Annotated in this window: 24 protein-coding genes, 1 tRNA gene, 1 pseudogene and 2 riboswitches; of the genes and pseudogenes, 11 read left to right on the plus strand and 15 right to left on the minus strand. The window is 57.3% G+C overall.

Annotated elements, in window-relative coordinates; translation table 11 throughout:
• Nucleotides 1–94: 94 nt before the first annotated feature.
• The 3 genes from WMO66_RS02025 to WMO66_RS02035 form a co-directional block, all read right to left on the minus strand.
• Entirely contained in the window at nt 95–1285 is a 1191-nt protein-coding gene (locus WMO66_RS02025) for a pyridoxal phosphate-dependent aminotransferase (protein ID WP_349134746.1), read from the minus strand.
• A 56-nt stretch (nt 1286–1341) separates the two neighbouring features.
• Nucleotides 1342–2502, minus strand: coding sequence for a methionine adenosyltransferase (metK, locus tag WMO66_RS02030; RefSeq protein WP_349134747.1), 1161 nt, complete (start codon nt 2500–2502; stop codon nt 1342–1344).
• 92 nt (nt 2503–2594) lie between these two features.
• A riboswitch (SAM riboswitch) is annotated at nt 2595–2689 on the minus strand.
• A gap of 52 nt (nt 2690–2741) precedes the next feature.
• Nucleotides 2742–3668 carry a glycosyltransferase family 2 protein gene (locus tag WMO66_RS02035; protein ID WP_349134748.1) on the minus strand — a complete coding sequence of 309 codons (927 nt, stop codon included), beginning with the start codon at nt 3666–3668 and terminating at the stop codon, nt 2742–2744.
• Nucleotides 3669–3817: 149 nt separating this feature from the next.
• On the opposite strand from WMO66_RS02035, the gene WMO66_RS02040 reads away from it, so the two are divergent.
• Nucleotides 3818–4828: an asparaginase gene (locus WMO66_RS02040; RefSeq protein ID WP_349134749.1), complete on the plus strand. Its 1011-nt coding sequence runs from the start codon at nt 3818–3820 to the stop codon at nt 4826–4828.
• Nucleotides 4825–5376, plus strand: coding sequence for a DUF2284 domain-containing protein (locus WMO66_RS02045; RefSeq protein WP_349134750.1), 552 nt, complete (start codon nt 4825–4827; stop codon nt 5374–5376). The genes WMO66_RS02040 and WMO66_RS02045 overlap by 4 nt, the downstream gene beginning before the upstream one ends.
• A gap of 190 nt (nt 5377–5566) precedes the next feature.
• On the opposite strand, the gene WMO66_RS02050 is transcribed toward WMO66_RS02045, so the two are convergent.
• On the minus strand, nt 5567–6055 hold the full coding sequence (locus WMO66_RS02050) for a GNAT family N-acetyltransferase (RefSeq protein ID WP_349134751.1): 489 nt from the start codon (nt 6053–6055) through the stop codon (nt 5567–5569).
• Nucleotides 6056–6277: 222 nt separating this feature from the next.
• On the opposite strand from WMO66_RS02050, the gene WMO66_RS02055 reads away from it, so the two are divergent.
• Nucleotides 6278–8728 (plus strand): leucine-rich repeat protein, encoded by a 2451-nt coding sequence (locus WMO66_RS02055; RefSeq protein WP_349134752.1) that lies wholly within the window; start codon nt 6278–6280, stop codon nt 8726–8728.
• A 325-nt stretch (nt 8729–9053) separates the two neighbouring features.
• Here WMO66_RS02055 and WMO66_RS02060 read toward each other — a convergent pair whose 3' ends face one another.
• Nucleotides 9054–10508 (minus strand): DUF8451 domain-containing protein, encoded by a 1455-nt coding sequence (locus WMO66_RS02060; RefSeq protein WP_349134753.1) that lies wholly within the window; start codon nt 10506–10508, stop codon nt 9054–9056.
• Nucleotides 10509–10648: 140 nt separating this feature from the next.
• Nucleotides 10649–10933, minus strand: coding sequence for a hypothetical protein (locus WMO66_RS02065; protein WP_349134754.1), 285 nt, complete (start codon nt 10931–10933; stop codon nt 10649–10651).
• Nucleotides 10934–11130: 197 nt separating this feature from the next.
• A riboswitch (SAM riboswitch) is annotated at nt 11131–11217 on the plus strand.
• 73 nt (nt 11218–11290) lie between these two features.
• On the opposite strand from WMO66_RS02065, the gene WMO66_RS02070 reads away from it, so the two are divergent.
• Entirely contained in the window at nt 11291–11629 is a 339-nt protein-coding gene (locus WMO66_RS02070; protein ID WP_177719995.1) for a hypothetical protein, read from the plus strand.
• Here the strand turns inward: WMO66_RS02070 and WMO66_RS02075 are convergent, their stop codons facing one another.
• Nucleotides 11630–11878: a hypothetical protein gene (locus WMO66_RS02075; protein ID WP_349134755.1), complete on the minus strand. Its 249-nt coding sequence runs from the start codon at nt 11876–11878 to the stop codon at nt 11630–11632.
• A gap of 213 nt (nt 11879–12091) precedes the next feature.
• On the opposite strand from WMO66_RS02075, the gene WMO66_RS02080 reads away from it, so the two are divergent.
• Together WMO66_RS02080 and WMO66_RS02085 are read left to right on the plus strand one after the other, a co-directional pair.
• Entirely contained in the window at nt 12092–12706 is a 615-nt protein-coding gene (locus WMO66_RS02080) for a GNAT family N-acetyltransferase (RefSeq protein ID WP_349134756.1), read from the plus strand.
• A gap of 41 nt (nt 12707–12747) precedes the next feature.
• Nucleotides 12748–12933: a cytochrome C gene (locus WMO66_RS02085; protein ID WP_349134757.1), complete on the plus strand. Its 186-nt coding sequence runs from the start codon at nt 12748–12750 to the stop codon at nt 12931–12933.
• A gap of 299 nt (nt 12934–13232) precedes the next feature.
• On the opposite strand, the gene WMO66_RS02090 is transcribed toward WMO66_RS02085, so the two are convergent.
• The 5 genes and pseudogenes from WMO66_RS02090 to WMO66_RS02115 all read right to left on the minus strand — a co-directional run bounded on the left by WMO66_RS02090 (nt 13233) and on the right by WMO66_RS02115 (nt 19663).
• The gene (locus WMO66_RS02090; RefSeq protein WP_349134758.1) at nt 13233–14210 is read right to left on the minus strand and encodes an ABC transporter permease; all 978 of its coding nucleotides are present in this window, start codon (nt 14208–14210) and stop codon (nt 13233–13235) included.
• Nucleotides 14197–15708: a sugar ABC transporter ATP-binding protein gene (locus WMO66_RS02095; protein ID WP_349134759.1), complete on the minus strand. Its 1512-nt coding sequence runs from the start codon at nt 15706–15708 to the stop codon at nt 14197–14199. The genes WMO66_RS02090 and WMO66_RS02095 overlap by 14 nt, the downstream gene beginning before the upstream one ends.
• Nucleotides 15709–15859: 151 nt before the next feature.
• A pseudogene (locus tag WMO66_RS14455) lies at nt 15860–16863 on the minus strand (sugar ABC transporter substrate-binding protein).
• A 7-nt stretch (nt 16864–16870) separates the two neighbouring features.
• Nucleotides 16871–18259 carry an FAD-dependent oxidoreductase gene (locus WMO66_RS02110; protein ID WP_349134761.1) on the minus strand — a complete coding sequence of 463 codons (1389 nt, stop codon included), beginning with the start codon at nt 18257–18259 and terminating at the stop codon, nt 16871–16873.
• 24 nt (nt 18260–18283) lie between these two features.
• Nucleotides 18284–19663 (minus strand): FAD-dependent oxidoreductase, encoded by a 1380-nt coding sequence (locus WMO66_RS02115; protein WP_349134762.1) that lies wholly within the window; start codon nt 19661–19663, stop codon nt 18284–18286.
• 267 nt (nt 19664–19930) lie between these two features.
• On the opposite strand from WMO66_RS02115, the gene WMO66_RS02120 reads away from it, so the two are divergent.
• Nucleotides 19931–20941 (plus strand): substrate-binding domain-containing protein, encoded by a 1011-nt coding sequence (locus WMO66_RS02120; RefSeq protein ID WP_177473130.1) that lies wholly within the window; start codon nt 19931–19933, stop codon nt 20939–20941.
• A 12-nt stretch (nt 20942–20953) separates the two neighbouring features.
• Nucleotides 20954–22621 carry a PfkB family carbohydrate kinase gene (locus WMO66_RS02125; RefSeq protein ID WP_349134763.1) on the plus strand — a complete coding sequence of 556 codons (1668 nt, stop codon included), beginning with the start codon at nt 20954–20956 and terminating at the stop codon, nt 22619–22621.
• On the opposite strand, the gene WMO66_RS02130 is transcribed toward WMO66_RS02125, so the two are convergent.
• Nucleotides 22618–23082 carry a relaxase/mobilization nuclease domain-containing protein gene (locus tag WMO66_RS02130; protein WP_177473128.1) on the minus strand — a complete coding sequence of 155 codons (465 nt, stop codon included), beginning with the start codon at nt 23080–23082 and terminating at the stop codon, nt 22618–22620. The genes WMO66_RS02125 and WMO66_RS02130 overlap by 4 nt on opposite strands.
• A gap of 152 nt (nt 23083–23234) precedes the next feature.
• Between WMO66_RS02130 and WMO66_RS02135 the strand changes: the two genes are divergently transcribed.
• The gene (locus WMO66_RS02135) at nt 23235–23582 is read left to right on the plus strand and encodes a hypothetical protein (RefSeq protein ID WP_177473127.1); all 348 of its coding nucleotides are present in this window, start codon (nt 23235–23237) and stop codon (nt 23580–23582) included.
• Nucleotides 23583–23635: 53 nt separating this feature from the next.
• On the opposite strand, the gene WMO66_RS14460 is transcribed toward WMO66_RS02135, so the two are convergent.
• Nucleotides 23636–23791, minus strand: coding sequence for a TnpV protein (locus WMO66_RS14460; RefSeq protein ID WP_353963937.1), 156 nt, complete (start codon nt 23789–23791; stop codon nt 23636–23638).
• On the opposite strand from WMO66_RS14460, the gene WMO66_RS14465 reads away from it, so the two are divergent.
• Nucleotides 23742–24041 (plus strand): 3'-5' exonuclease, encoded by a 300-nt coding sequence (locus WMO66_RS14465; RefSeq protein WP_177473125.1) that lies wholly within the window; start codon nt 23742–23744, stop codon nt 24039–24041. The two genes, WMO66_RS14460 and WMO66_RS14465, sit on opposite strands and share 50 nt — an antisense overlap.
• A gap of 302 nt (nt 24042–24343) precedes the next feature.
• Here WMO66_RS14465 and WMO66_RS02145 read toward each other — a convergent pair.
• Nucleotides 24344–24419 (minus strand) — tRNA-Ala (locus WMO66_RS02145).
• A gap of 147 nt (nt 24420–24566) precedes the next feature.
• Between WMO66_RS02145 and WMO66_RS02150 the strand changes: the two genes are divergently transcribed.
• A complete protein-coding gene (locus WMO66_RS02150) occupies nt 24567–26015 on the plus strand; it encodes an FAD-dependent oxidoreductase (RefSeq protein ID WP_349134765.1) in 1449 nt (482 codons plus the stop codon).
• Nucleotides 26016–26269: the final 254 nt, after the last annotated feature.

The following is a 26269-nucleotide window of genomic DNA, read 5'->3' on the forward strand; positions in this document are numbered from 1 at the left end:
GGAGCGGCATGCCGCTCCCCTACAATGGCGTGTACGATCAATACCCCCAATCATACGCGGCGGCCCGGGAGGATCCTCCCGGGCCGCCAGCTTTTTACTTTTGGTTATACCGTTCAATGGCGAGGCGCAGGAGCGTCAGGGAGCGCTCAAGCTCCTCGACGCAGCGCACATAGGCGATGCGAATCTCGCTCGTGCCCGCACCGGGCGTGGCATAGAAGCCGCTGCCGGGGGCGAACATAACGGTCTCGCCGTTGTCCTCGAACTCCTGCAGCAGATAGAGCTGGAAGCGCTCGGTGCTGTCCACCGGCAGCTTCGCCATGGTGTAGAACGCACCCTGCGGCTCCGTCGTGACGATGCCGGGGATCTCCAGCAGCTTGCGGTAGCAGGTGTCGCGGCGGCGGCGGTATTCGTTGCGCGTGGCGTCGAAATAGCTGGGATCCACGCCATAGAGCGCAGCCGCGCCGAGCTGATCGAGCGTGGCGACGGACAGGCGGGCCTGCGCCAGCTTCAGCGCGCCCTGCATGATGCCGCGGTTGCGGGAGATGAGCGCACCGATGCGCGCGCCGCAGGCGCTGAAGCGCTTCGAGACGGAATCGATGAGAATGAGGTTTTCGTCGATATCGCGGAATCTGCCCGCCGTGGCAGGCTCTGCGCCGTCATAGATGAACTCGCGGTAGACCTCGTCGCAGATGAGATACAGGCCGTGCTCGCGGGCGATATCCGCCATGAGGCGCAGCTCCGCTGGGGTGAGCACCGTGCCGGTGGGATTGCCGGGGTTTGCAAGGAGGATGGCGCGCGTCTTTTCCGTGATGTGCGGCTCGATGCGGGCGCGCTCGGCGTAACGGTAGCCGTCCTCCGGCGAGGTCGGGATGGGATGCACCCGTCCGCCCGCCATGCGGATAAACGTGAAGTAGTTCGGGTAATAGGGCTCCGGGATGAGCACTTCGTCGCCCTCGTCCAGAATGCACAGCATGGCCATGAGCAGCGCCTCGCTGCCGCCGGTGGTCACGAGGATGTCCTGCGTTTCAAACGAGGCGCCGATGCGCGCATAATAGGCGCGGATGGCCTCGAGCAGGGCGGGGATGCCGGGGGATTCTGCATAGGCAAGCACGTCACGCCTGCCGGCCTCGATGGCTTCAAAAAAGGCGGGAGGCGTCTGGATATCGGGCTGGCCGATATTCAGCTGGTGGATACGGATGCCTCGCTGCTGCGCAGCGACCGCGTAGGGGTAGAATTTACGGATGGGAGATTGGGCACAGTCGCAGATTTTCCGGGAGAGCTTCATAATCACACCTCTGGTCAATTAAAATTTTGCAGGGAGAGATCTTTCGATGCTCGGGGTCATGCTCGGGCAAGGATGCGCTCCACGGCGTCGGTCTTCTCCCACGGCAGGTCGAGGTCCGCACGGCCGAAGTGGCCATAGGCTGCGACCTGCTGGTAGATCGGACGCCGAAGGTCCAGACTGCGGATGATCGCCGCCGGGCGCAGGTCAAAGCACTCGCTGACCAGCTCACTCAGGCGGGCGTCGGACAGGCGGCCCGTTCCGAAGGTGTCGACAAGGACAGAGACGGGATGGGCAACGCCGATGGCATAGGCCAGCTCGATCTGGCACTTGGCGGCAAGACCTGCCGCCACAAGGTTCTTGGCGACGTAACGGGCCATATAGGCCGCGCTGCGGTCGACCTTCGTCGGATCCTTGCCGGAGAAGGCGCCGCCGCCGTGGGCCGCGTAGCCGCCGTAGGTATCCACGATGATCTTGCGGCCGGTCAGGCCGCTGTCCGCCGCCGGGCCGCCCACAACAAAGCGGCCGGTCGGGTTGACATAAAACTTCGTATCCCCATCGATGAGCCGCGCAGGGAGGGTCGGGCGGATGACACGCTCGATGACGGCCTCACGCAGGTCTTTGATCGAGACGCTGTCGGCATGCTGGGTGGAAACGACGACGGTATCGATGCGCTCCACGCTGCCGTCCTCGCCGTACTGCACAGAGACCTGACTCTTGCCGTCCGGGCGCAGCCAGTCGAGCTCGCCGGACTTGCGAACGGCAGACAGCTTCATGGCAAGCTGCTGGGCATAGGTGATGGGGGCGGGCATCAGCTCGGGCGTTTCGCTGCAGGCGAAGCCGAACATCATGCCCTGATCGCCCGCGCCGAGGGTATCGGCATCGTCAAAGGAGCTGTTCACGCCCATGGCGATATCGCCGGACTGCTCGTCGATGGCGGTGAGTACCGCGCAGGTATGGCCGTTGAAGCCGGACTCCGGCTTATCATAGCCGATGCGGCAGATGGTATCGCGGGCCACATGGGGGATGTCCACATAGCATTCCGTGGAAATTTCGCCCATGACCATGACCATGCCGGTCGTAGCGCAGCATTCACAGGCGACACGCGCCTTGGGGTCCTGCGCCAAAATAGCGTCGAGCACGCCGTCGGAGATCTGATCGCAGACCTTGTCAGGATGCCCCTCGGTCACGGATTCGGAGGTAAAGATTCTTTTTTGCATCTGGAGGTTCCTTCTTCCCTGAAATTTTTGCATGCTTCTAACCTTCTCGATACAAAAAAGCGCCCTGCTGTCGACAGGGCACAAGGTTTTTGTCCTCATCTGTCGATAAAATCGCTGGAATTGGCACCTTGCAAATGCAGGTTGTCGGGCTTCATCGGGCCAGTCCCTCCGCCACTCTCGATAAGGTTATTGCATTGTGTCACTATCATAGCAGAATTCCGGAAAAAGTCAACAGGCTTTCAGGATTTTTTCCGCACGCCGCAGGTCTCGGACACGATGAAGCGCGGCCGGTCCTGAATTTCCATATAGATATTGCCGAGATAGTAGCCGATGATGCCGAGGCCGACCATGATCAGGCCGCTGAGGAACAGCAGCAGGATCACGGCGCCCGTCAGGCCGGTAACGACACGGCCCATGGCCAGACGCACGATCGACACGATGCCGACGATAAGCGCAGCCAGGAACGACGCCGCGCCGCAGCCCGTGATAAGGTGCAGCGGCAGGGACGTGAAGGCCGTGATGTTGGAAAGCGCATATTTGATGAGCAGCCATGTCGACCATTTCGACTCGCCTGCGGCGCGCTCGCGCACCTCATAGGGCACCTCCGCCGTGCGGAAGCCGATCCAAGACGACAGGGCGCGGAAGAACGCGCGTTTTTCCCGCATGGACAGCAGTACGTTCACGGCCTTGCGGTCGAGCAGCTTGAAGTCCGAGGCGCGCGTCATGTCGATGTGCGTCGCCTCGCTGATAAGACGGTAGAACGTCTTCGCGGCCACGCGGTGAGCCAGCGACTCCTCACCGCGGTCCGTCTTCACGCCCTCGACGACCTCGACGCCCTGCTCCCACAGCCGGTACATCTCCACGAGCTTCTCGGGCGGATGCTGCAGGTCGCAGTCGATCACGGCGACACAGTCGCCGTCTGCCGCCTGCAGGCCGGCAAAAATGGCGGCCTCCTTGCGGAAATTGCGCGAAAAATGGACGCCGCGCACGGTATCGCGGTGCTCGGACTCGGCGCGGATCTCCGCCCAGGTGGCGTCGCGCGAGCCGTCGTCGATAAAGATCAGTTCATGCGGGATCCCGGCGCGCGAAAGAATGCCGTCGATCTGCTCGGCGGCCGCGGGGACCATTTCCTGCTCATTAAAGGCAGGGATCACAACAGAAAGCATCTGGCTCACCTCATTTTATAACTTCGATTATTTTACCGCGAAAGGGAGACTTTGTCAATCGCGCCGGTTGCGTCCGGCGATATTCCGTGATATACTAGCTGCAGAATATTTCCCTCAAAATGTGCTTGTACTGCGGACAGGAGGCAACCATGAAGAAGGTTCTGATGCTCGGAACGGGCGGCACCATTGCCTCGGAGGTCACGCCGAGCGGCCTTGCCCCGGCGCTCACCTCGGCGGAGCTGCTGCGCTGCGTGCCGGAGATCTCATCTCTGTGCAGCGTGACCTGCGAAGAGCTGTTTTCCATCGACTCTACGAATGTGACTCCCGCTCACTGGCTGACGATCGCCCGCGCCATCCGCGCCCGCTATGAGGAATATGACGGCTTCGTCATCGCCCACGGCACGGACACCATGGCCTATACAGCCGCGGCGCTGTCCTATCTCATTCAGTATTCCCCCAAGCCCATCATCCTGACGGGCGCGCAGAAGCCCATCGTGTTTGAAAACACGGATTCCAAGACGAATCTGGCCGATGCGTTCCGCTGCGCCGTGTCCGATCTGCGCGGCGTGATGATCGTGTTCAACGGCCGCGTCATTCTCGGCACCCGCGCACGCAAAACGCGCACCGTCAGCCTGCAGGCCTTCTCCAGCATCAACTATCCGGAGCTGGCCGTGCTGCAGAACGGCTTCCTGATGGAATATATCCGCCCGTCCGCCCTTCCCGCGCCCGTATTCTATGACAAGCTCGGTGAGCGCGTCGCGCTCATGAAAATGATCCCCGGCGCGGACTGCGGTATGCTGTCGTACCTGCTCGAGCATAACGACGCCGTCATCATCGAGAGCTTCGGCGTCGGCGGCCTGCCGTCCTATCAGGGCAGCGGCTTCGAGCGCGTCCTGCGTGAGGCCATGGAGGCCGAAAAGACCATCGTCATGACGACGCAGGTGCAGAACGAGGGCAGCAATCTGTCCGTCTATGACGTCGGCTTCCACCTGAAGAACGATCTCCACCTGCTGGAGGCCTATGATATGACGACCGAGGCCGTCGTGGCCAAGCTGATGTGGATCCTCGGTCAGACACGCGACCCGGCGGAAATTCGCCGCCTGTTCTGCACGCCGGTGTCCTATGACCTGCTGTATCTGAAGCGGGAGGACAAGGCGTGAACCGTGCCGCGGTCGAGGCGCAGCTGGCGGAGCTGCCGCTGGCGGAATTCGTCTGGTTCGAAACGGCGGAGCTGGAATTCTCCGAGCGCATCCGCACGGTCTGCCGCGAGAACTGTCCGCGCTATAACAAAACATGGGCCTGTCCGCCCGCCGTCGGCTCCGTGGAGGCGTGCCGGGCGCGCTGCCTGTCCTATCCACAGGGCCTGCTCATCACATCGCTGACGGAGGTCGCGGACATCGCGGACACCGAGGCGGCACTCGCCACGCGCGGCCCGCACGAGGAGCTGACGCGGCAGGTCTCCGCCATCCTGCGCGCGCAGGGTACAGAGGTCTACGGGCTTTCCACGGAATCGTGCGCCATCTGCGCGCACTGTGCCTGGCCGGACGGCCCCTGCCGCCACCCGGACCGGATGTTTCCCTGCGTAGAGAGCCATGGCATCGTCGTCACGGCACTGGCCGAGCGCCACGGGATCGAATTTCAGTACGGCGGCAATGTCGTCACCTGGTTCTCTCTGTTATTGTATCGTGAAACGCCGGACCCGGCATAAACCGGGCCCGGCATTTTTTCCGACTTTCTGTTGGGGAAAATTCCAGATCAAATCGCAGCGGCGCTCCGTGAGCGCCTTGGGCAGCTGCAAATTTGATGGCATTATCGCAGACCGAAAATGCCCCCGAATCGTCATTGCGAAGCCCCGAAGGGGCCGCAGCAGCTTGGCAAAAAAGTCCAAGAGGACCTCTTTAACAAGCTGCGTATACCAGATCGTCGCCGTCCCGCTCCGGCAGCTGCCGGAAGCCCAGCGAGCGGTAAAGCCGCTGCGCCCGTGTGTTGGCAGCCTCCACGGCCAGCTTGACCGGCATATCCGGATCGGCCAGCCGGAGCAGGCGGAGCGCCAGCTGCGCCGCCCGCTTTCCGTAGCCCCTCCCCTGCTGTCGGACGTCGAGAAAATAGCTCCAGCTGTAGGCATCGGCCCATGCCGTGAAGCACAGAAAGCCGATCGGCTCCCGGCGCTCGTTTTCGATCAGGCAGGGATCGTGATCCTCCGGGGCCAGATAGGCCCGGCCGAGCGAAAACCACACGGGGTTCACAAATTCCCTCTGCTCATCCGTCAGGCGGCAGCCGTCTCCCGCGTAGATCAGGTCGTCCCGCGTGGTCATCGGCCGGATGCGGACGAACTCGTTTTCCCATTCCTCCGGCGCGACCCGCAGCAGCTTTTCCCGCAGCGACATCCAATCACTTCCTTGCAAATTTTTCTCCAGTTTATCACAAAATACCCCGCAGGGCAAGCCCTGCGTCAGTACAGGCGAAGATCGGCTATTATCGACCACGGGGCAGCGCATGGGAAAGCCCCTGCTTTTCCATGCTTCAGAAAGTCTTTGACAGATCATTTGGTAAATTTTCTTGACATGTGCTGCCATGACCTGTACAATACAGGAAAGGAGGGATACCCCATGAAAAGAATCACCGCGTTATTCCTGTTATGCAGTCTTCTTTTGTGCTTCTTCATCCCCGTGTCGAAGGCTTCCCCCGCAGCTGCAATCCCCACAGAGGTCCTGAGCGCCGCACTGGCCAACGCGCAGGAAGAATCCGCGCAGGATACTGAAATCCGTCTGGTTCCTGACGCAGCCATAAACCGGGAAAAACGGCTTGCATTGGATGACAATCTGATTCTTCCTGCCCCAACCAGAAAAGATGCAGCGATGTCGCCGGAGAGCAGTCTGACAGTTGAAGCGATCCTGAGCCGTTCAGCAAAAGCCGGGCAATACTACTGCACGGCAGTCTATCGCGGTGACGCACCGTCCGGAACGCCGTTGAACGCCCACTACGGTGCATTCACCGGGGAACCCGGTTTGTATGAATACTTACATTATTACCATTTCGATTCAGATTTGGCAGTCGGTACTTATACCATAGTGTACTTCACCGCCGTACTTGACGGCAACACTCTGAAGCCGATTGAAGGAAGCGCCTTCGCCTCAAACCTCTATGTTTCCCTTTACCCGGCCTCCGTGCAGAAGCTGACCATCGAGAATTGGGAAACCGGCGAGACGCTGGACAAACTCCAGCTTGAGGCAGGAAAGGCCGTTCTTCTTGCCGTCGGGCGGACTCCCACGCCCAGCTACGCAGTCAGGCTCAACTACGCCACCTGCACCGGGCCGTATTCCGTCGAGGAATGCAACGGACTTCTGATCCTTCATTCCAATGGTTACGGCTGGGGCACTCTGAAAATCGAAACAAGCACCTATATATCTGTGACAATCGAGTTGAACACCTGTGTTGACCCGAACGGCCACCACGAGGCCGAGCCGGTCGTAATACGGGAGCCTTCTGCCACGATCGATGGACTGACGATCCATACCTGCACGCAATGCGGCGCATATATGCGTGAGACCATCCCACATTACAACAGCTATTATTATAAGTTTGTCGACGTACCCGAAGATGCCTGGTACTATTCGTCTGTCTGTTCTGCGGTCGGGAAGAACCTGTTCCGTGGTGTCAGTACGCACCATTTCCGCCCGGAGGAAAAAATGACCCGTGCCATGCTGGTCACAGTACTCTGGCGTTATGAAGGCTCGCCTGACATCAGCGGCACACCGTTCACGGATGTTCGAGCCTCAGACTGGTATGCTCAGCCGGTCGCATGGGCTGCGCAGAGCGGTGTCGTCAACGGCGTTGGCGGAGGAAAGTTTGATCCGAACGGCGAAGTCACACGCGAGCAAATGGCCGCCATACTTTATCGCTATGCACTGAAAACCGGGCTTGACACCAGCGGCCGCGGCGATATGAGCATTTTCGCAGACGGGCAGGATGTAAGCCCGTGGGCAACGGATGCCGTATCCTGGACAGTCTCCTGCGGGATCATCGGCGGAGCCAAGGAGGGCGGCCAGCTGCTGCTCCACGCTGCCTCCGGTGCAACGCGTGCAGAGGTGGCCGCGATCCTCGTCCGCTTCATCGACCGCGTCGCCGATCCGCTCCCGGAGCCCGGTGTTGTGGACCCCACCGGAGCAGAAGCAAGCGGCTCGACCGGGAACATAGACTGGGCATTCTTCCCGGACGGAACACTTGTGGTCAACAAAACACCATGGATAGGCACTTATGAGCTTGAAATATACAAATTCCCCTGGGAGCAGTATATCCCGCGCATCCGAACTGTCAAGGTTGTCTACGGCGCAAAGTATCTGCACCAGTATAGTTTCCGGAACTATCCCGCGCTGGAATCCGTAGAGCTGCCCGAAAGCCTGACTACGATAGACAATTACGTTTTTTCCGGGTGCACTTCGCTCCGGCATGTCCAGCTCCCCGATTCGCTGCAGAGCATTGGATACGAAGCGTTTTACAACTGTACCTCACTGGAAGAGATCGATCTGCCGGATCATCTGGTCACATTGAGAGGCTATGCTTTCGCAGGCTGCACAGCGCTGCAAGAGATCGATCTGCCGGATTCCCTTACAGAATTTTATATTGCAAATCAAGGCTTGGATTACAACGTATTCCTTGGATGTACTGCGTTGAAAAAGGCAAGACTGCCGGTCGCTCTGGAGCGGATTCCTTCCGGTCTTTTTAAAGGCTGCACTTCCCTCACGGAGGTTGAAATGCCGGTCATGACCGATATCATTAGTAGCGGCGCTTTCTACGGCTGTGAATCTCTCGAATCGATCACGCTGCCGCCATATCTGCAGAAGCTTTCCAGCAAAGTATTCAATTCCTGCCCAAATCTGAAGCAGGTAGTCGTACCGTGCTGGTCGCTGGACTTTAACCGAGATGGCGATCCCAACCTTGAGGGCGATAATGTGCCATTTGGCGACCCAGCCACTGTTACGGTCTATGGCTATCGCGGTTCTCCGGTCCAGGAGCTTGCCGAAGAATTCGGCTATGCATTCTCGTATCTTCCGGAGTAAGCTTCCGGCCTGCTCCATACTTGAAAACAAATATCCGCAATAAAATGCGCAAAAACGGCCGCAGTCCTGCAGAGGGCTGCGGCCGTTTTGCGGCACAAGTTCATTGGCTCAAGGCTGCCAGATTGGTTTGATCCTGCCGTTCAGAAAATCCATATCGCACACCTCCTTTTTTGCGCAAAAAAAGCCGGACAGGAAACAGACGTCTCAGTCTGCCTCTTGTCCGGCTGCTATTTCTTCGAACAGCTCGCCCTCCGAGCAGGGGATACTCTATCATACCCGCGCACCCGCGCAGGATTGTCAAGCATGGCTTTCCCGCCGCGGGGCATCAGGATCTCAGACGGTAGGTCCTGTTGCGATTTCCGCCCTCGGCGACAACGATATCCTCTGCGATCAGTTCATTCAGATAATCCCTTGTGCGTGATAACTTCAAGCCAATATATGCGGCGATCTCAGCGGTCTTCGCCTCTGCATGATCCGTAAGATATGCAATGATCGTTTCCTTCATTTTTTCGTTTATCACCGATTTTTTATCGCCGATTTTTATCACCGATTTTTTATCGCCGATTTTTTCGAATGTCAGCGATAAGATCGTCCGTTCCGGCTCAAGCTGTTCCGTAAATGTGGGGGCTGCCCAGCCCTGCTCACGCCAGACGCGGAATATATTCGGGATGCCGCTTCCGGCGCGCTCACCGATATCGATCAGGTTGAACATCTTCAGCATCGTCCCGTTGCGGGGATCGGACACGCCGCCGCTCTTTGCCGCGTCGAGCTCAATGCGGAAGCTGCCGGGGTTGGACATGGTGATGCCGTCCCGCTTTTTGAGGATGACCAGCCCCTGCCTGCCATAATAATCCGCATTGACAAGGCAGTTGGCCAATGCCTCGCGGAGTGCCTGATGCACGGGCGTGTCGTCCACGCGGTTCCCGCCGTCCATCCGGAACGGCACCTTGATATCCTGGATCAGCCTGTTGTAAATGCGAAAATAGAAATCATACACATTGCCGCTCCAGTCGCCGGACGAGGAAATGATCCGGTCCGTCCAGCGGGTATCGGCATCATACTGCTCCTGATAATCGAGAAAATAGGCATTGAATTCCCGCACAATGTCGTATTCATTGCCAAACATGAGCAGGCCCGCAGAGGTCGGGTGCTTCTTTCCGTCGGAGCCGATGCCGACAGCGCCCAGCTTCAGGAGGAATTCCTCATCCTCCAATGACTCCCACACATGCCCGGGACGGGACAGGCGCATTCTCTGGCGATAGCTGCGGACGCTTTCCGGATGAAACACGCCCAGGTCCATCTCGTTCAGCACCAGCATATCCTGCGTCCGCACGGAAGCGTCCCGCACCATAGCCTGATATTCCTCTCTGGTGCAGCGGTAGTCGCCCTCGCCGTTGCGGCGATAGGTGCACAGCGGGTTGCCGTCCACATAGACCGGCTTATAGGAGCGCTCGGCACGGGGCACGCGGATGACCACGATGTGCGCGCCGTCCACCTCCTGCACAAAAACATCCCTGGCAGACAGGATATTGACGCTGGTCTTATTGGGATTGTTGACGATATCCCAGAACTCCCGGATGAGCCGGTCCGGATCGGGCAGATCGACCGGGTGCAGGGACTTGTCCGCCCGCTCCTCTACGCCCAGCAGGATGATCCCGCCATAGGTATTGGCGAAGGCAGAGTATGTCTCCCAAATGCTCTTCGGCAGGCCGCCAAGCGCTTTTTTTGCCTCAATGCGGTTATTCTCCCGATACTGTTCCAGTTTGGAAAAATCGATCATAGTCTTCGCTCCTTTCTGCGCAGAAAATGCGGTCACACAAATTGATTTTAGCATGGAACGCGCATCTTGTCCATCGAAAATTCGGCTTTCGGCGGTATCGGGCCGGAATGATTCTTCTTACTGCATCATTTATCCGGCTCTCACCCCTGCGCAACGGTGAACAGGGCGTAAAAATACCCCTTTTTCTCCATCAGCTCGTCGAAGCTGCCGGATTCGGCGATACGGCCGTTTTTCAGGACGAGGATGCCGTCATAGCGGCGCAGGAGCGCGGCCTCCAGCGTGTGCGTCACGACGACGCGGGCCATACCGGTCAGGTCGAGGAGGTCGGACGAACTCGTTTTCCCATTCCTCCGGCGCGACCCGCAGCAGCTTTTCCCGCAGCGACATCCGATCACTTCCTTGTAAATTTTTCTCCAGTTTATCACAAAATACCCCGCAGGGCAAGACGGAACAGAACCAGTAAAACAGGACAATAGACAAAGTTTCCCTGATGTGGAGCAGCTCCATGTCTTTTTTGCGATTTTGGTGCGTGTGACCCCGGGCCGTTGTCCGATCGAAAAGGTCCCGGAGATTTTCATTCCCCTACCGGGTTGACATGGAGAACCCCCGCGCTATAATGGAAATACCATAAGGAGTGCGCGAGGGACAGCCCCGCTGACCGCACAGCAACCTACCGGATGGCAAGGTGCTAAAGGCTGAACGATGGGTCATACAGATTTCAGAGACCCGTCGGACGATGGGTCTTTTCTTTATGGATCAATTGATCACGGGAGGATCATCCTATGGAAGAAAAGACATTGAAAATCGGTGGTGGGAAACCGGAAGCATTTCTCGTCTGTGATAAATCTTTGGCTGACTGCAAAGCGCCATTCTTCAATTGGCTGCAGGGCGAGGACTTCACCTTCGGAGGTTACCACGGTAATTACGGGTGTTGGTGGGTACATATAAATATCACCCGCAAGCAGTATGCTTATGGTATGCCGGGGGTCAGTTTGGCTCTGCCGATTGGAAATCACGCAATCACGATTGATGAGTTCAAAACAATCTATGCCATCTTTAAGAAGTATGAAGGGAAGGAGCTGTTCACATTCAGCAATGAGCGGTTTGATTATGATGCCTGATCAGCGGTCGCTGAGGTCGTGGTGGATCTTGGCCTGGCAGGATTGACAAAGGCTCATGCGGTTGTCCCTCGCGTGGGTACCGCCTTTGGAAACGGGCAGATAGACGCCGATATAACGCTTGTTGCTGAAATAAAAAAGCCCCGGTGCGGAGCAGGAAACCTGAAGCGCACCGAGGCAGAACGAAAATCCATAGATTCGATTCCTGTCACCGATTTTCTTACAATAAACGGTGACAATTCTCGTTTTCATGCTTTTCGGGTAGACTAATCAACTGCCGCTTTCTGGATATAAAAAACGCCGAAATTGATACAATTTAATTATTTCTCCGCCGATTTTGCCGCTTGAGGGGTAAGCTGTGGAAACTGGGGTATCCCGGCTGTTTTTCTTGGTAGAAATGTTCATACTTCGCCGGTATAATAGACGGCGGGAAAACAGGAATTTGTACAGATCAGGAGTAATTTAATGGATGTAAAAGAGTACCTTCAGAATCCATGTGGAACTCTTTCGATTCCATATTGGAAGGCCAAAACACTGGCCATTCCCGATTCAATGAGAATCATTCATTGTAGTAATTGGAATGGACAGTATGGCAATTTTCAAAGATTCTTCAGGATAAAGCATGATTTGAATGATCTGTCTCCGATAGATTATGATTACGACACCTTGTCGATTGATTATCAGGCAACACAACTGTGTGAGATGATAAATGAGTCTTACAAGCATGAGAATATCGTCGTGAGTGAACAAGACATTCTGCAGTGGAAGCAGCACAAGACCTTCCGTGAAGAATTATGTGTATATATAAATGCCGACAATGGAAAAATGGCCGCTTCGGGGATAGCTGAGTTTGATGAGGTTTGTCGGGAGGGTATCATTGAATGGGTTCAGGTGCTTCCAGCGTACAGAGGCAGAGGCCTTGGGAAAAAGATTGTGGATGTATTACTCAATAGACTCAAAAGCATCGGAGCGAGTTTTGTAACGGTTTCAGGGAATCTCGACAACACGTCCAAACCGCTGGAACTGTATAGAAAGTGCGGATTCACAGGTGACGATATTTGGTATATATGTCAAGTATGAGAAACCTCAAGTTATCATTCCAGCATAGAGAGGTAACCGCCATGAAGCAAATCACAAACAAGGAATACGAAGAGTGGCAGAAATACAAAGCGGAGAAAGCGAAGGGCCACATCCTGCTGCCGGATACCGTCCGGTTCATCTGCGAGGCCAACGGCTATGACGCAGAAAAGATCGGTCAGCACTTCCTTGAGATCCTCCCGAAGATCTGCCCGCCTGAACAGAGATAACGAAAAACGCCTCCGAGCCGATATGGTTCAGAGGCGTCATTAATTATAGAACATTTGTTTTGTTTCGCACCTAAATAATACGCCAAAACCCGGCTCTACGCAAGAGCCGGGCCTTTGCTTTTTTGGGGGGCTGCCTTTTAGTGAGACTGCCCCTTTTCTTGCTTGCAGCTCCACTTATCCAAAGCCCGTTCGAAGCAGCTCCGCTGCCGCTTCTCGGCCTTGACCGAAGGAGCGGCAGCGGAGCTATTTATCGTCACAAAATCATTCTCGTGTCCGGATTTTTTGTGGGGCTTCCGAGGTCAGTTTGACCGGCGCAGCTTCTTGATGCGAAGGCCGTTGCCCTTCAGCGTCAGATCAAGAACGACAGCCACGACCAGCACGGCGCCCTCGACGATGAACTGATAGACCGTGCCGATTCCCAGCAGATTCATGCCGTTGGAAAGGTTCCCGAGGATCAGCGCGCCGATCAGCGTTCCGATCAGCGAGCCCTGACCGCCAAGCAGACTTGTTCCGCCGAGGATGATCGCAACAATGATCTCAAACTCAATTCCGGAGGTGCTGAGATTCGGGTCACCGGAATTGATGCGTGAGGACATCAGAATGCCGACAAAGGAGGACATGAGCGCAGTTAAAATGTATAGTACGCAACGCACCAGATTGACCTTAATACCCGAAAGGCGCGCGGTCTCGCTATTGCCGCCAATCGCATAGGCATATTTCCCGAGCAGAGTTCGGTTCAGGAGAATGTAAAACACGGCAAAAACTGCCACGGCGATCACCACCATGAGCGGGAACGGGCCGACATAGCGATTGACCCACCCGAAGTTTGCGGGAAGCCCCTGCACGATCGCGTAGCTGTTGCTGATCGCGTATGCCAAGCCCTTTGTGATGTACCACGTGCCAAGCGTTGCGATCATGGGCGGAACATTGGCAAGCACGACCAGCAGACCGCTGAACGTGCCTGCAGCGACGCCGACAAGAAGCGACAGCAGCGCCGCCAGCGGGATGCTGATGCCGGAGACGCAGAGCTTCGCAAAAACAACGGAGGTCAGGGCAATCACGCCTGCCGGAGAAAGGTCCATGCCGCCGGATATCATCAGCATTGTCGCGGCACAGGCAATAATAATCAGGGTGCTCTCCTGGCGGACAATGTTAATCAGGTTGTTGACCGTAAGGTACTTGTTACTGATACACGAAAGGATCACCATAATCAGTACAAGGATCAGCAGCGTTACAAGGCGCTGCTTTGTTTGCGTATTTGTTTTAAGCTTTTTCATCGGCGTTAACTCCCATAGCATATAGCATAACATTCTCTTCTGTAAGCTCATCGCTTTCAAGTGTTTTTATGGCTTGACCGTCCCGCATGACCACGATTCGATTGCTGAGGTTGATGATCTCGATCAGGTCGGAGGAAACCACAATCACGCCCATGCCTTCCCGAGCAAGACGATCGATCAGCTGATAGATGTCGGCCTTTGCTCCGACGTCGATCCCCTGCGTCGGTTCATCCAGAAGCAGGATCCGAGGGGAGATAGACAGCCACTTTGAGACAACGACCTTTTGCTGATTGCCGCCGGAGAGATTCCCCACCGCCTGCATCGCAGACGGCGTTTTGATGTGAAGTTCGTCGATATAGTGGCGAACGATCGCATCATCATCCGCCTTCCTCAAAAATCCGCATTTGGCGTGCAGTTGAGAATAGAGCATGGTGATGTTGTCCTTTACGGACAGACAGTTCACGATCCCCTGCCGCTTTCGCTCCTCCGGCAGCAACCCGATGCCGTGTCGGATCGCATCGATCGGCGAGGACAGGGAAAGCTCGTTACCCTCCAGAACGACCTTGCCACGGTACAGCTTGTCCGCCGCAAATATCGCGCGCAAAACCTCCGTGCGGCCGGAGCCGACAAGCCCGGCCAGCCCGACCACCTCCCCCTCGTGTAGGGTGAAGCTCACGCCGTCGATCTTTTCCGTGGTCAGGTTTTCGACGCGCAGCAGCTCTTTTCCGATTGGGCGATTCTTATCCGGGTAAACATCATGAAGCTCGCGGCCGACCATTTTTACGATCAGCTGCTGCGTGTCGATGGAGGACAAATCCCATGTCCCGACATATCCCCCGTCCTTGAGCACCGTAACCCGGTCGCCGATGCGATAGATTTCTTCCATTCGGTGTGAAATGTATACCACCGTGATGCCGCGATCGCGCAGGCTGCAGATAATCTGAAACAGCGTATGGACCTCTTGCTCATTCAGCATGGCTGTCGGCTCGTCAAGCACGATTAATCTGGCATTCTTTGACAGGGCTTTTGCGATCATTACCATTTGCTTTTGTGCGATAGAGAGCGTCTCCATCAGGGCAGACGGATCGACCTCCAGTCCAACCTGCTGCAAAAACGGACGGACAAACTCATAATTCTTCTTTTTCTGATTGAATCCAAATCTGCTGTTCTCTGAACCGAGAACGATGTTGTCCGCAATGGAAAGCTTATCCACGTTTGTCACGTCCTGATAAACAACGGAGATTCCGTACGCGGCGGCCTGAGCGGGCGTTTCGATCCGAACGGGCTTCCCGTCGATCCGAAGCTCGCCGCCGTCAATGCTGTAGGCACCGGCTAGAATCTTGATCAGCGTGGATTTTCCCGCCCCGTTTTCGCCGACGAGGCAATGCACCTCTCCGGCGCGAACGGAGAACGAAACGTCATTCAGGGCAATAACCGGGCCGAATTGCTTCCGAACGCGGCAAAATTCCAATAAAATAGGGTCATTCATCTTGAACATCGGAGTATTTCTCTCCGCCTCCTGAGTATTTGTATAAAAGCGTTCGCGACCGGAGCTGCTTATTCTCCGGCCCGATCCGCGCTTTCGTATAACAGAGGGCAGTCCGAAGCGGTCTGCGGTCGCTTCGGACTGCGTGATGGGGAACTGCTTTTTATTCGAAATTCTCTTTGACCCAGGAATCCGCCGTATCCGTTGTGACCGAAACGATCTCAAGCGACTGCGGATAATCCTCGTTGGCAGGAAGCTCGCCACGAATGACCTGCATCAGGAGGTTCCACGCCATCTCGGCCATAATGCGCGGAGAGTTGCCCGCAACGGCCTTCAGGGCGGAGTTCGGATCCTTCAGCTCTGCACAGTCGGCCTCCGTCCCGTCGACGCTGGCGACAAGGGAATCGGCGGACGTGCCGCGATTGATCTCGCGCAGAGCATCCAGAGCGCCGAGCGCGCTGTCGGCGTTGATGCCGAACATGACGTTGATCTCCGGGTGCGCTTGCAGCAAATCCTCACAGGCTGCAAGGGAAACCGAGCGCGAGCCGCCGCCGTCCACGGACTGGACGACTTAAAGTCGGGATAGACGGTGCGGAAGCCCTCCACAAAGCCGTCGACGCGTTCCTTGCACTGCGGCGCGGAATACAGATCGACTGCACCGCCGACAGGCGTCGTATCCGGGTGATTTTCTTTCCAGTACTCTGCCGCCGCAGTACCGGCGACGCGGCCGAACTCCGACTGATCTGCAACGACCTGCGGGCAGGTTGCGCCCTCCGGGCTGATGTTGTAGGTCACGACGGGAATGCCGGCGTCCTGCAGGGTCTTCACATGGATGCCCAGAGTTGATGTTTCCAAGCCGCAGGTAATGACGCCGTCCGGCTTCATGGCGACGATGTCGTCGATCACGTTTGCAAACGTTGTGACGTCGCCGTTCAGATCCATGATCGTCAGATCGACGTTTTCTTCCTTTGCAAGACGCTCAAGCGTGTGCTGAACATTCGACCAGAAGTTGATCTGCTGGGACTGGAGCGTGGCGACGATGCGCAGGCGCTGCTCACCGTCCTGGTTTGAGGCATCCGTACTCTTGCCGACGGCTGGTGCATTCGTACAGGCCGCTGCACTCAGCAGCAGGCAGACGCAAAGCAAAAGAGCGATCAGTTTTTTCATTTTTTTCTCATCCTTTCAATTTTCCGTTTTCGTCGAGCTTGAATTCACGCTTGGGGTAAACATAGTATTTTTCGACCGAAGGAGCGGGCTCCGGATCGAGCAATACGCCGTTTTTCACGAGAGCCTGCTGCAGCATCCCGATGTCCACATCGCGGGCATTCACACCCTCGCGGATGCTGATCGCGCAGGCCGTGCCTGCGGCTTCGCCGGTCGCCATGGAAATGGCGGAGCAGCAGACGGAGCTGAACGCGTCCCGCTCGGTGGAAACGCATTTTCCGCCGACCAGAAGATTCTCAACAGGCGATTTCGGAACGACCACGCCGAACGGCACGCCGTAATATTCGCCGGGGGTCAGATAGTACAGGAAATTCTGCCCGCCCATCTCCGGGCTGTGCAGGTCGATGCCGTAGGCGGTGATGGCAATGCGGTCGTCCGGCATCTCGCGCTTGAGGATCATCTCCTGCGTCATTTTCTTTTCGCCCACCAGCGCCGGCTGAGCAAGCGAGCCGAGCGTCGGCGCGGTGTCAATGATATAAGCGTCCTCAAAGCCGATCCAGTGCTCCTTCAGGTATTGCAGAACCTCCTGGCACTGACGGCGGCACTCAATAGTGCCCTTTGTATAATCCTCCGCGCTGTTCTCGCTGCCGATATAGCGGGTCATCTCCACGCGGAAGTCTCCTTCCCGGATCAGAGGGAAGAAGTTCACCGCACCATAGGGGATCTCCTTCACATTCGGCTTGTAGGACGGGACGACGTTCTTGACGTTTCCCACCCGGAACATCAGCGTCATGGAGCCCTTGCGCCCGACGCCGCAGCATTCGGCGCCGGCCATTTGCGCGACGGCGGCAGCGCCGGTGCAGTCGACGACGCGCTTGGCCAAGATGACCTGACGCCCGGAGCGATTCTCGATCACGCCGCCGACCACCTTGTTGCCCTCCTTGAGGATCTCGGTGAATTGCGTGTAGAAATACACCTTTACGCCGTGCTCCGCCATCAGCTCATCGGCGGAGAGCTTGAATGCCTCGGGATCCCACGGCGTGATCTGCAGATCGTTTTCGCAGCGCGAGGTATCGAACGGATAATACTTGTTCGAGCGGATCAGGTCGTAGCCGCGAATCGCGCCGCCCTTTTCGACCATACGCGTGACCAGCTTGTCGAAAACGCCCTTGATCAGGATCTTGTCGCCGGAGATCGCCACGCCCGCCTCGCAGTTTGTAACATATCCGTTTGTCAGCAGTCCGCCCAGCGCACCGAAGTACTCGACTAGCGCGACCGATGCGCCGCACTGCGCAGCGCCGATGGCCGCACCGATGCCGGCCGCGCCGCCGCCTACGACCAACACATCGACCTCGTCGACAACGGGACAGGCTTTTGCAGGAATGTTAACTGTTTTCATCGTGTCTTGTCCTCCTTATAATTCTTAATAGGTAAATATGTATTCATCGTATTTCTGCGCCTCGGGAAGTATTTCCGGCTCCAAGAGCGCTCCCTGCCTGCGCAGAGCCTCGCGGAGCTTTTTCACATCGACACTGCGCACCGGCACATCGTCACAGATGCTGAGCGCGCTGGCCGTTCCGGCCGCCTCGCCGGTCGCCATGCTGAGCGCCGTCGCCATGATCGCCGCCTCCGCGCCGGATTCGCAGGAAACCGATTTCCCGGCGGTCAGAATGTTCTCGACCTCGCTTGCGGGAACAAGCGCGCCATAGCCAATGCCATAGTATTGACCCGGCTCGAGGTAGTGCAGGTAATTCTGGCCGCCCTTTTCGGCGCTGTGAACGTCGATCCCGTAGCCGCAGAGGGCGATTGTGTCCTCGGGGACGACGCCGTTCAGCATGTCATTCACGCACACCGGCCGGCGGCCGACCAGCTTATATAGAGACATCGGCAGCGCCTCATTGCCCGAGTCGATCAGGTAGATATTCTCACAGCCGTACCAGTTCTTTCGCAGATATTCAATGATCTCCGGGATCTGGCGGCGACATTCGATCGAAGCGCGGGTCATATCCTCCACGCTGCTTCCGTCGCCGAGCGCCCGCGTCATCTCGATCCGATATTCATGGTCGCGCATCGTCGGGAAGAGGTTGATCGCGCCGTAGGGCACATCCGTTACGTTAGGCCGGTAGGTCGGCGTGACCTCACTGATCCCGCCGGCTCTGAAAAAGACGAGGATCGGCCCCTGACGGTGCGGCGCGTTGGCGCACGTTGACACGCATTCGGCGCCGGCTGCGCGCAAAAGGAACGACATCCCCGTTGCGTCGATCACACGCTTTGCCAGGATCGCGCCGCGTCCCTCCCTGTTTTCCACATAAACGCCGGTAACCCGGTTTCCACTCATAATCGGCGCGACCGCGCGCGTATACAGGATGGGTTGAATGTTGGGATGGGAGGTCAAAATCTCGTCTGCGGCGAGCTTGAAGCACTCCGGGTCAAAAATCGTGAGCTGAAGATCCTTTTCGCAGCGGGAACGGTCGAACGGATAATACTTATTAGAATGGATCAGCTCGTGCGCAGGGATCGCACCGCCGCGGCGAACCATTTCGTCTTGGATGCGCTGCCACACGCCCTTAATCAAGAGCTGGTCACCGCTGCAAACAACGCCGCCCTCTGCAAAGGTGATCAACGATTTTGGAACCGCGCCTCCGAAGCAGCCGCCTTCGTCAACGATCGCCACACGCAAATTTTCGTGATAAGCCGCGCCGACCGCGGCCGCGATCCCGGCAGGACCGCCACCAACGACTAGAACGTCTACGGTTGAGATGATTCGACAGCCGACCTCTGCGGCTTCTGACGATCCACCCATGTACATACCTCCTATTTACTATAATAATATGCTGTTTAACACTGGTTAATCGATTGCGCAAACGATTAACTTTTCGCTACAGCAAGGATAGCACAGTTTTTCCACTCTGTCAATTCCAAAAATGATGCTTATTTTTTGTATAATATGCCGAATTTTTTTATTATTTTCATTCGGCTTGACAACGAATTATCTCATCGATATAATAAACGTAATCGTTTACGCATATGAAACCAATACAGCAACGGATGAGTGAGGATAAAACCGCCTATGAGAACAGAAAAGAAACTGCCGAATATTTCAGACGTTGCGCGCGCGGCGGGCGTGTCGACCGCAACGGTATCGCACACACTGAACGGCACCCGTACCGTATCCGAGCATTCAAGAGAGCTTGTGATGAAGGCAATCCGAGAGCTGGGGTATACACCAAATGCATTTGCCCGCAGTTTCCGCACAGGAAAGAAGAATATCATTGGTTTTGTGGTCCCGGATATTTCCAACCAGTTCTTCGCCCGTTTGATCGAGACTGTTGAGAGTAGCATTTCTGCAGAGGGCTTCCATTTGATCATCGCGAACACACAAGAGAATAAGGAGCGTGAGCTACAGCATTTGCGGTATCTTACCTCCGGAGTTGTGGACGGGATCCTGCTGGCATCGACCATGGAGTCCTACAGCGAGTTTTCTGCGGTGCTTCCGGCGTCCTTCCCCACTGTTTTGGCCGACCGGAAGGTAGACGCTGCGCCGTTTTCCTCCGTGACGGTGTCCGCGTATCAATCCGTCTACCGGAGCGTTGCCTCGCTGATCGAACAGGGGCAGCGGCGGATCGGCTTCATTACAGGCCTGAGCCGCCTGAGCACCTCGCGGGAGCGCCTTGCGGCGTACCGTCAGGCTATGTCCGATTTCGCCATTCCGATTGAGGATGGCTTTATCCAGCACGGAGATTCGATGGAGCGCAGCGCATGGAACAGCACCAGGGAGCTGCTCAAGCAAAGGTGTACTGCGATCGTTGCCTCCAATGGCCTGATGGGCACCGATGTTTATCACTGTCTTCGCGAATGCGGTATGCAGATCGGCCGGGATGTTGAGCTGGTTTGCTTTTCGGATTTTGACTCTCCTCTCCTCGAATCCTCGCCGGTACGTCTGGTGGCTCAGCCGGTCGACGAGCTGGGCAAAATGGCGGGCGAGGAGATCCTGCGCCGCATCAAGGACCGCGCCGCTGAGCAAAAGCAGATCCTTCTCAGCAGCATCTATCTGGGCGTTCTTTCGCGCCACAGCCAATAAGAGGAGCTTATTATGCGCTTGCACTGCATCGAATTGCCCGTCCCCTCGCTGGATGAAGCGGGACGCTGGCTGGAATCCGTTCTGCATTTTCTACCCGTCGACGATGGCAGACTCTATGTTTGCGGAAATTTTCGTCTGCGCCTCGTCACCGCCGAGGGGGACGCGCCGTCCCGCGCGCCGGACAAGATCGTCGGGCTTGAGCACATCGCCCTTGAGACCCCGGATGCCGGTGCTCTTCTGCGTGCGCTGCTTTCAAAAGGTCTCGAGCTTGAGCACGACAGAGGTGTTCCCTTTTTTAACCCGAAGGTTTTCGGAACCGGAACAAAATACTTCAATCTGATCGCTCCCTTCGGAACGAAATTCGAATTCTGTCAGCGCCTTGACAAGGACTACCCATCCGACTCTTCGGAAATACTCGGTCTGGAGCACATCGGTCTTTCCGCGCACGATTTTGCCGCATCATTCCGGGAGCTGAGTGCATACGGCTTCCGACCTCAGTTTGCGCCGGTTGAAAACGATACACCGCACGGCCGTGTGCAGTGCGTTGTGTTCAATGGCCCCGCGCCCATTGAACTATACTGCTTTGAAGGAGCGCAGACGTTTCCGGAGGCGGATCCGACCCGCGCCCCGAGACTCGTGTTCCGCGCCAACGCGGAGGCCTCCCTCAAAGAACGCAACGGCGCGTGCATCCGCTGCGAAGCAGCGCCGAAGTACGACATTGTTGCGCTTGGAGAAGCCTTGATCGACTTTGTTCCCGGCGGGCAGCAGGAGAGCGGGAAGGTGTCCTATCTGGGCGCTCCCGGCGGCGCTCCGAGCAATGTTTTGGCCGCCGCCTCCCATTTGAATATGCAGACCGCATTTATCGGCAAAGTCGGCAATGACGTCTTCGGACGGCTGATCCGCAGCACAATGGAGCGCAACGGCATATGCACCGACGGCCTTTTGCGCAGCGAGACGGAGCCGACCACCTTGGCGTTTGTCTCTCTGGACGAGCGCGGGGATCGATCCTTCAGCTTTTACCGCCAGCATAGCGCCGACTGTATGCTCCGATCCGCCGAGCTGCCGCTGACGCTTCTGGAGCAAGCGGGTATCTTCCATTTCGGCTCGGTCTCCATGACTGCCGAGCCGGTGCGCTCGGCTACCCTTGAGGCGGTGAGACATGCAAGGTCAAAGGGCGCGGCGATCGCGTTTGACCCCAACCTCCGTTTGCCGCTTTGGCCCGATACCGACTCCGCCTATCATGCAATCTGCGAGGGACTGCGCTATGCCGACCTTGTCAAGCTTTCCGAGGAGGAGCTTGAATTTCTGACAAAGGCCGCCGATCACACGGCCGGAATGCGGGAGCTTCTGGAACGTTACGATATTCGGATGCTTGTCGTTACGCTTGGCGCCGACGGCTGCCTCTGCCTATGCAGAAACGGCGTTTTTCTGCGGCAGCACACGATTCAGGTCACCGCGCTGGACACCACCGGCTCCGGAGACGCCTTCTGGGGAACCTTCCTTTCCGAGCTGCTGCTCTGCGACTGCTGCGACAGAATTCCCGCGCCGCAGGTTTTGCAGCACATTCTCGGCGTTTCCTGCGTGGCCGGTTCGCTGACCGCAACCGCTTTTGGCGCGGTTCCCGCCATGCCGACAGCCTCCGCGCTCCACGCCGGTATGCTTCGGCTGCTCGAGCGCTAGCCCGCTCCTGCAGCGCAGGGCCGAACGACTGTACACTTGAAGGACACAGGATTCACAACAAAGTGGCAATGCACATTGTCGGTGTTCAGGTGAACGGTAACCAGCACCTGATATCGGTCGCCCCATATTCGCCGTGCGGTTTCCTTGCCGATGGCGAACGCCCGCTCCGGTGTAACCTCACCCTCACGAAAACTCTGAATGCCGTGGTAACCGACCACCTTGCCACGCAGACCAAACCGTCGCTGTACGGCGATCATTTCGGCGCAGGCGTTCTGCGCCGAGCAGTTGATGCCGCCGACAAATATTTTGCGGTCGGTCTTGTTATCGTTCTCTGCGTAGCGCAGGGCGGCGTACAAATCCCCGTCGAGATATTCCAGTGCGGTGGTTTTGTCGGGATTGTCGGCGTAGTCCAGCGTGGCTTTCAGGTTTTTGAACACAGGCCAAAAGCCTGTCACCGCCATAGCGCATCATCCCTTTTCCGGCAGCAGAAATTCTGCTGTGATCTGTTTCAGCACCATGCAGATTTCTTTGTCCAGCTCCGGTGAACTGGCTTTATCCGCAAGCTCGCCAAGCTTTTCAAGACAAACAAAAAGAGCGTCGGGCGGAACCGCTCTTGGCTCATGCGCCGGAAATCGACGAAGCCGATGTTCCGGAAGCGGACGAGGAGCCGGAGCCGCCCAAAGCCCCCGTTCCAACTCGGACACCACCGGCTAAGCCGGATTTTGTCACTGCTGCTTTCGGCGTGAAATCTCCGATCGTTCCCGCAAAGCCCCAGCAGCCCGAAAAACCGAAGGTCGATGTTTCCGGCGTTGCCGTTGGGAGCGCAGTGGCTCACGCTAAGTTCGGCATCGGCAAGGTGATCGAGCTGAACAGGGGATATGTGACCGTCCGCTTTGAACAGGGTGAGAAGCGCTTTATTTTCCCCGATGCGTTTGAATTCGGATTCTTGAAAGCGCAATAGGCAAAAAGAGGCCCTTCGTATCATTTTCTTGACTTGATACGAAGGGCCTTGCCTTATGTATAGATTACTTGATGATAGACAGTTTCGGATGCACGGTCTCGGCAGGAATTCATCCGCCCGACCCATTCCATTTGGTCGTTGGCTTTCAGCATTTCCGTAATGCCCTCTGCATCTACCATTTGCTTTACCAGCCGAATCCACAAAAGCAAGGGGCTGGAATACTCTGCTGTATATTTTGTTGGATTGGAAGACTCTGCTTTCTGGAACTTTAGGAACCAGCCGGATGAAGATCGCTGCACATTCTTTGTGGCATTATCCCGTGCAAAGGAATCGGTTACTTTCACATTCTGTAAACGAAGAACAGGTATGAGACATCCAATGCAGCATCACAACGCAATTAATGAGTTTTTTAATTTATTGCAAAAACCGGGAATTGCAGAAGTAAAAACCGTATCTTAGAATTCAGATTCTTTAGTTTGATTACTTCATATCTTCTTTTTTATTCCTTGGTTAAATTGAGTTTGAAAATGAGGGAATACCGCAGTACACCTTTTTGAGATTCATATACAGGAAAGTCATCACAGCACACCCCTCCTTAGCATTGAAGGTATACAAATGTAAAGTTTTAGAACGCTTCAGAAATATAGAAAAAACGCCGTCTCGGGATCACTCCCAAGACGGTGCTTTTCTGTTGCGGATCAGAGCGAACACTTCACGGCGAAGCCGCCGCTGAAGAAATAGGTGTTCGTCCAATACCTGTTTGGTGGACCTGAAGAGACTCGAACTCTCGACCTCTCGGATGCGAACCGAACGCTCTCCCAGCTGAGCTACAGGCCCATATTGAATTCAGCGGGGATATTATAGCACATTTCTCGGAAAAATCAATCCTTTTGAAAAAATTTTTCCGGTTTTGGGGCTGTGTGGCTCATGGATCGTGCGGGGGCGCGCATACTACATAGCGAAAACGAACGGGAGGCGCAGGGTATGGAGTCGATCTGGGAGAAAACGTGCAAGGGGCCGGCGCGGCCGCCGCTTTACGGCAAAGCGCAGGCGGACGTGGCCGTGATCGGCGGCGGGATGACGGGCATTCTGACCGCGCTGGAGCTGCAGGAGCGCGGCCTGCAGGTCGTCGTCGCAGAGGCCGGGCATGTTGGGGGCGGCCAGACGGGCCGCACAACGGCGAAGCTCACCGCACAGCATGGAGCCATTTACGCCGGGCTGATCGAGCGGCTCGGCCGGGAAAAGGCGGCGATGTACGCGCGGGCCAACCGGCGCGCCGTGGAGCGCTGCTGCGCGCGCATCGAGCTGGAGCAAATCGACTGCGATCTGGAGCGCGCGGACTCGTGGCTCTACTCCTACGACCGGGAGGACGCCCTGCTGCGCGAGGCAGAGGCGGAGCGGGCGCTCGGGCTGGACGCGTCGTTCGAGCCGGACACCCCTCTGCCGCTGCGTGTATGCGGAGGCGTGCGGCTGCGCGGGCAGGCGCAGTTCCATCCGCTGAAGTTCCTGCAGGCGCTGGCCGACCGGTTGACGATCTACGAGCGCACGCCGGTCGAGCACGTCGAGGGCGGCACGCTGTTCACCCCGCGCGGAACGATCGAGGCCGGGCGCGTGGTATTTGCGTCGCACTACCCGTTCGTGAACGTGCCGGGGCTTTACTTTGCGCGGATGCATCAGGAGCGCTCCTACGCCATCGCGCTGGAGAACGCCGTCCTGCCGGCAGGCATGTATTACGGGCTGGAACCGAACGCATGGTCGCTGCGCAGCTACCGTGGGACGGTCATCCTCAGCGGCGGCGCGCACCGCACCGGCCGGAACGGCGGCGGGCACTATGCCGCCCTGCGCGAGGCGGCGCAGGCGCTGTTCCCCGGCAGCCGCGAGGCGGCGCACTGGTCGGCGCAGGACTGCATGACGGCCTCCGGCGTGCCGTATATCGGGCGGTTCTCCGCAAGGGACCCGCAGTGGTATGTGGCGACGGGCTTCCGCAAATGGGGCATGTCGAATGCCATGGCCGCGGCGGAGCTGCTGACGGCCCTGATCTGCGACGGCAGCCATCCGGATGCCGCGGTCTTTGACCCCGGCGATCTGCTGCAGCAGCGGCCGGGCCGCATTGCGGAGGAGGGCCTGCAGGCCGCGCGCGGGCTGGGCCGGCGCGTGCTCCACGGGCCGGTCCCGCAGGCGGACGAGCTGGCCGTCGGCGAGGGCGGCCCGGCGGAGCTGGACGGAAAGCAGATGGGCGTGTACCGCGCAACGGAAGAGCTGTATTACGCCGTGGAGCTGCGCTGCCCGCATCTCGGCTGCCGGTTGGAGTGGAACCCGGACGACAAGAGCTGGGACTGCCCGTGCCACGGCTCGCGCTTTGACGTGCAGGGCCGCTGCCTGACGGAGCCCGCGCAGACGGACCTGCCCGCCTGCTGCAGGAGAAGAAGCTGAAGGCAAGCGGAAAATGGATCGTGGAAAGTTGCGCAAGACTGCCAGCCACGCTTTGTAAGGGAGGGGACAGCCCGGCCCGGCGGCGCGCTGCCGATTCGTACCGGCCTCCGTTAAAACGGTAACAGCCGATTGCGTCTGTAGCGGCGTGCCCTTTACGGGTACGCCCTGTACAGGAATATTCAACCGCGCAAGTGCACTGGTGCACCGCGCGCTCTCCTGACGTGTCATTGCGAGGAGCGAAGCGACGTGGCAAT

The sequence above is a fragment of the Faecousia intestinalis genome, assembly GCF_040096185.1.
Classification (GTDB): domain Bacteria; phylum Bacillota; class Clostridia; order Oscillospirales; family Oscillospiraceae; genus JAZOXB01.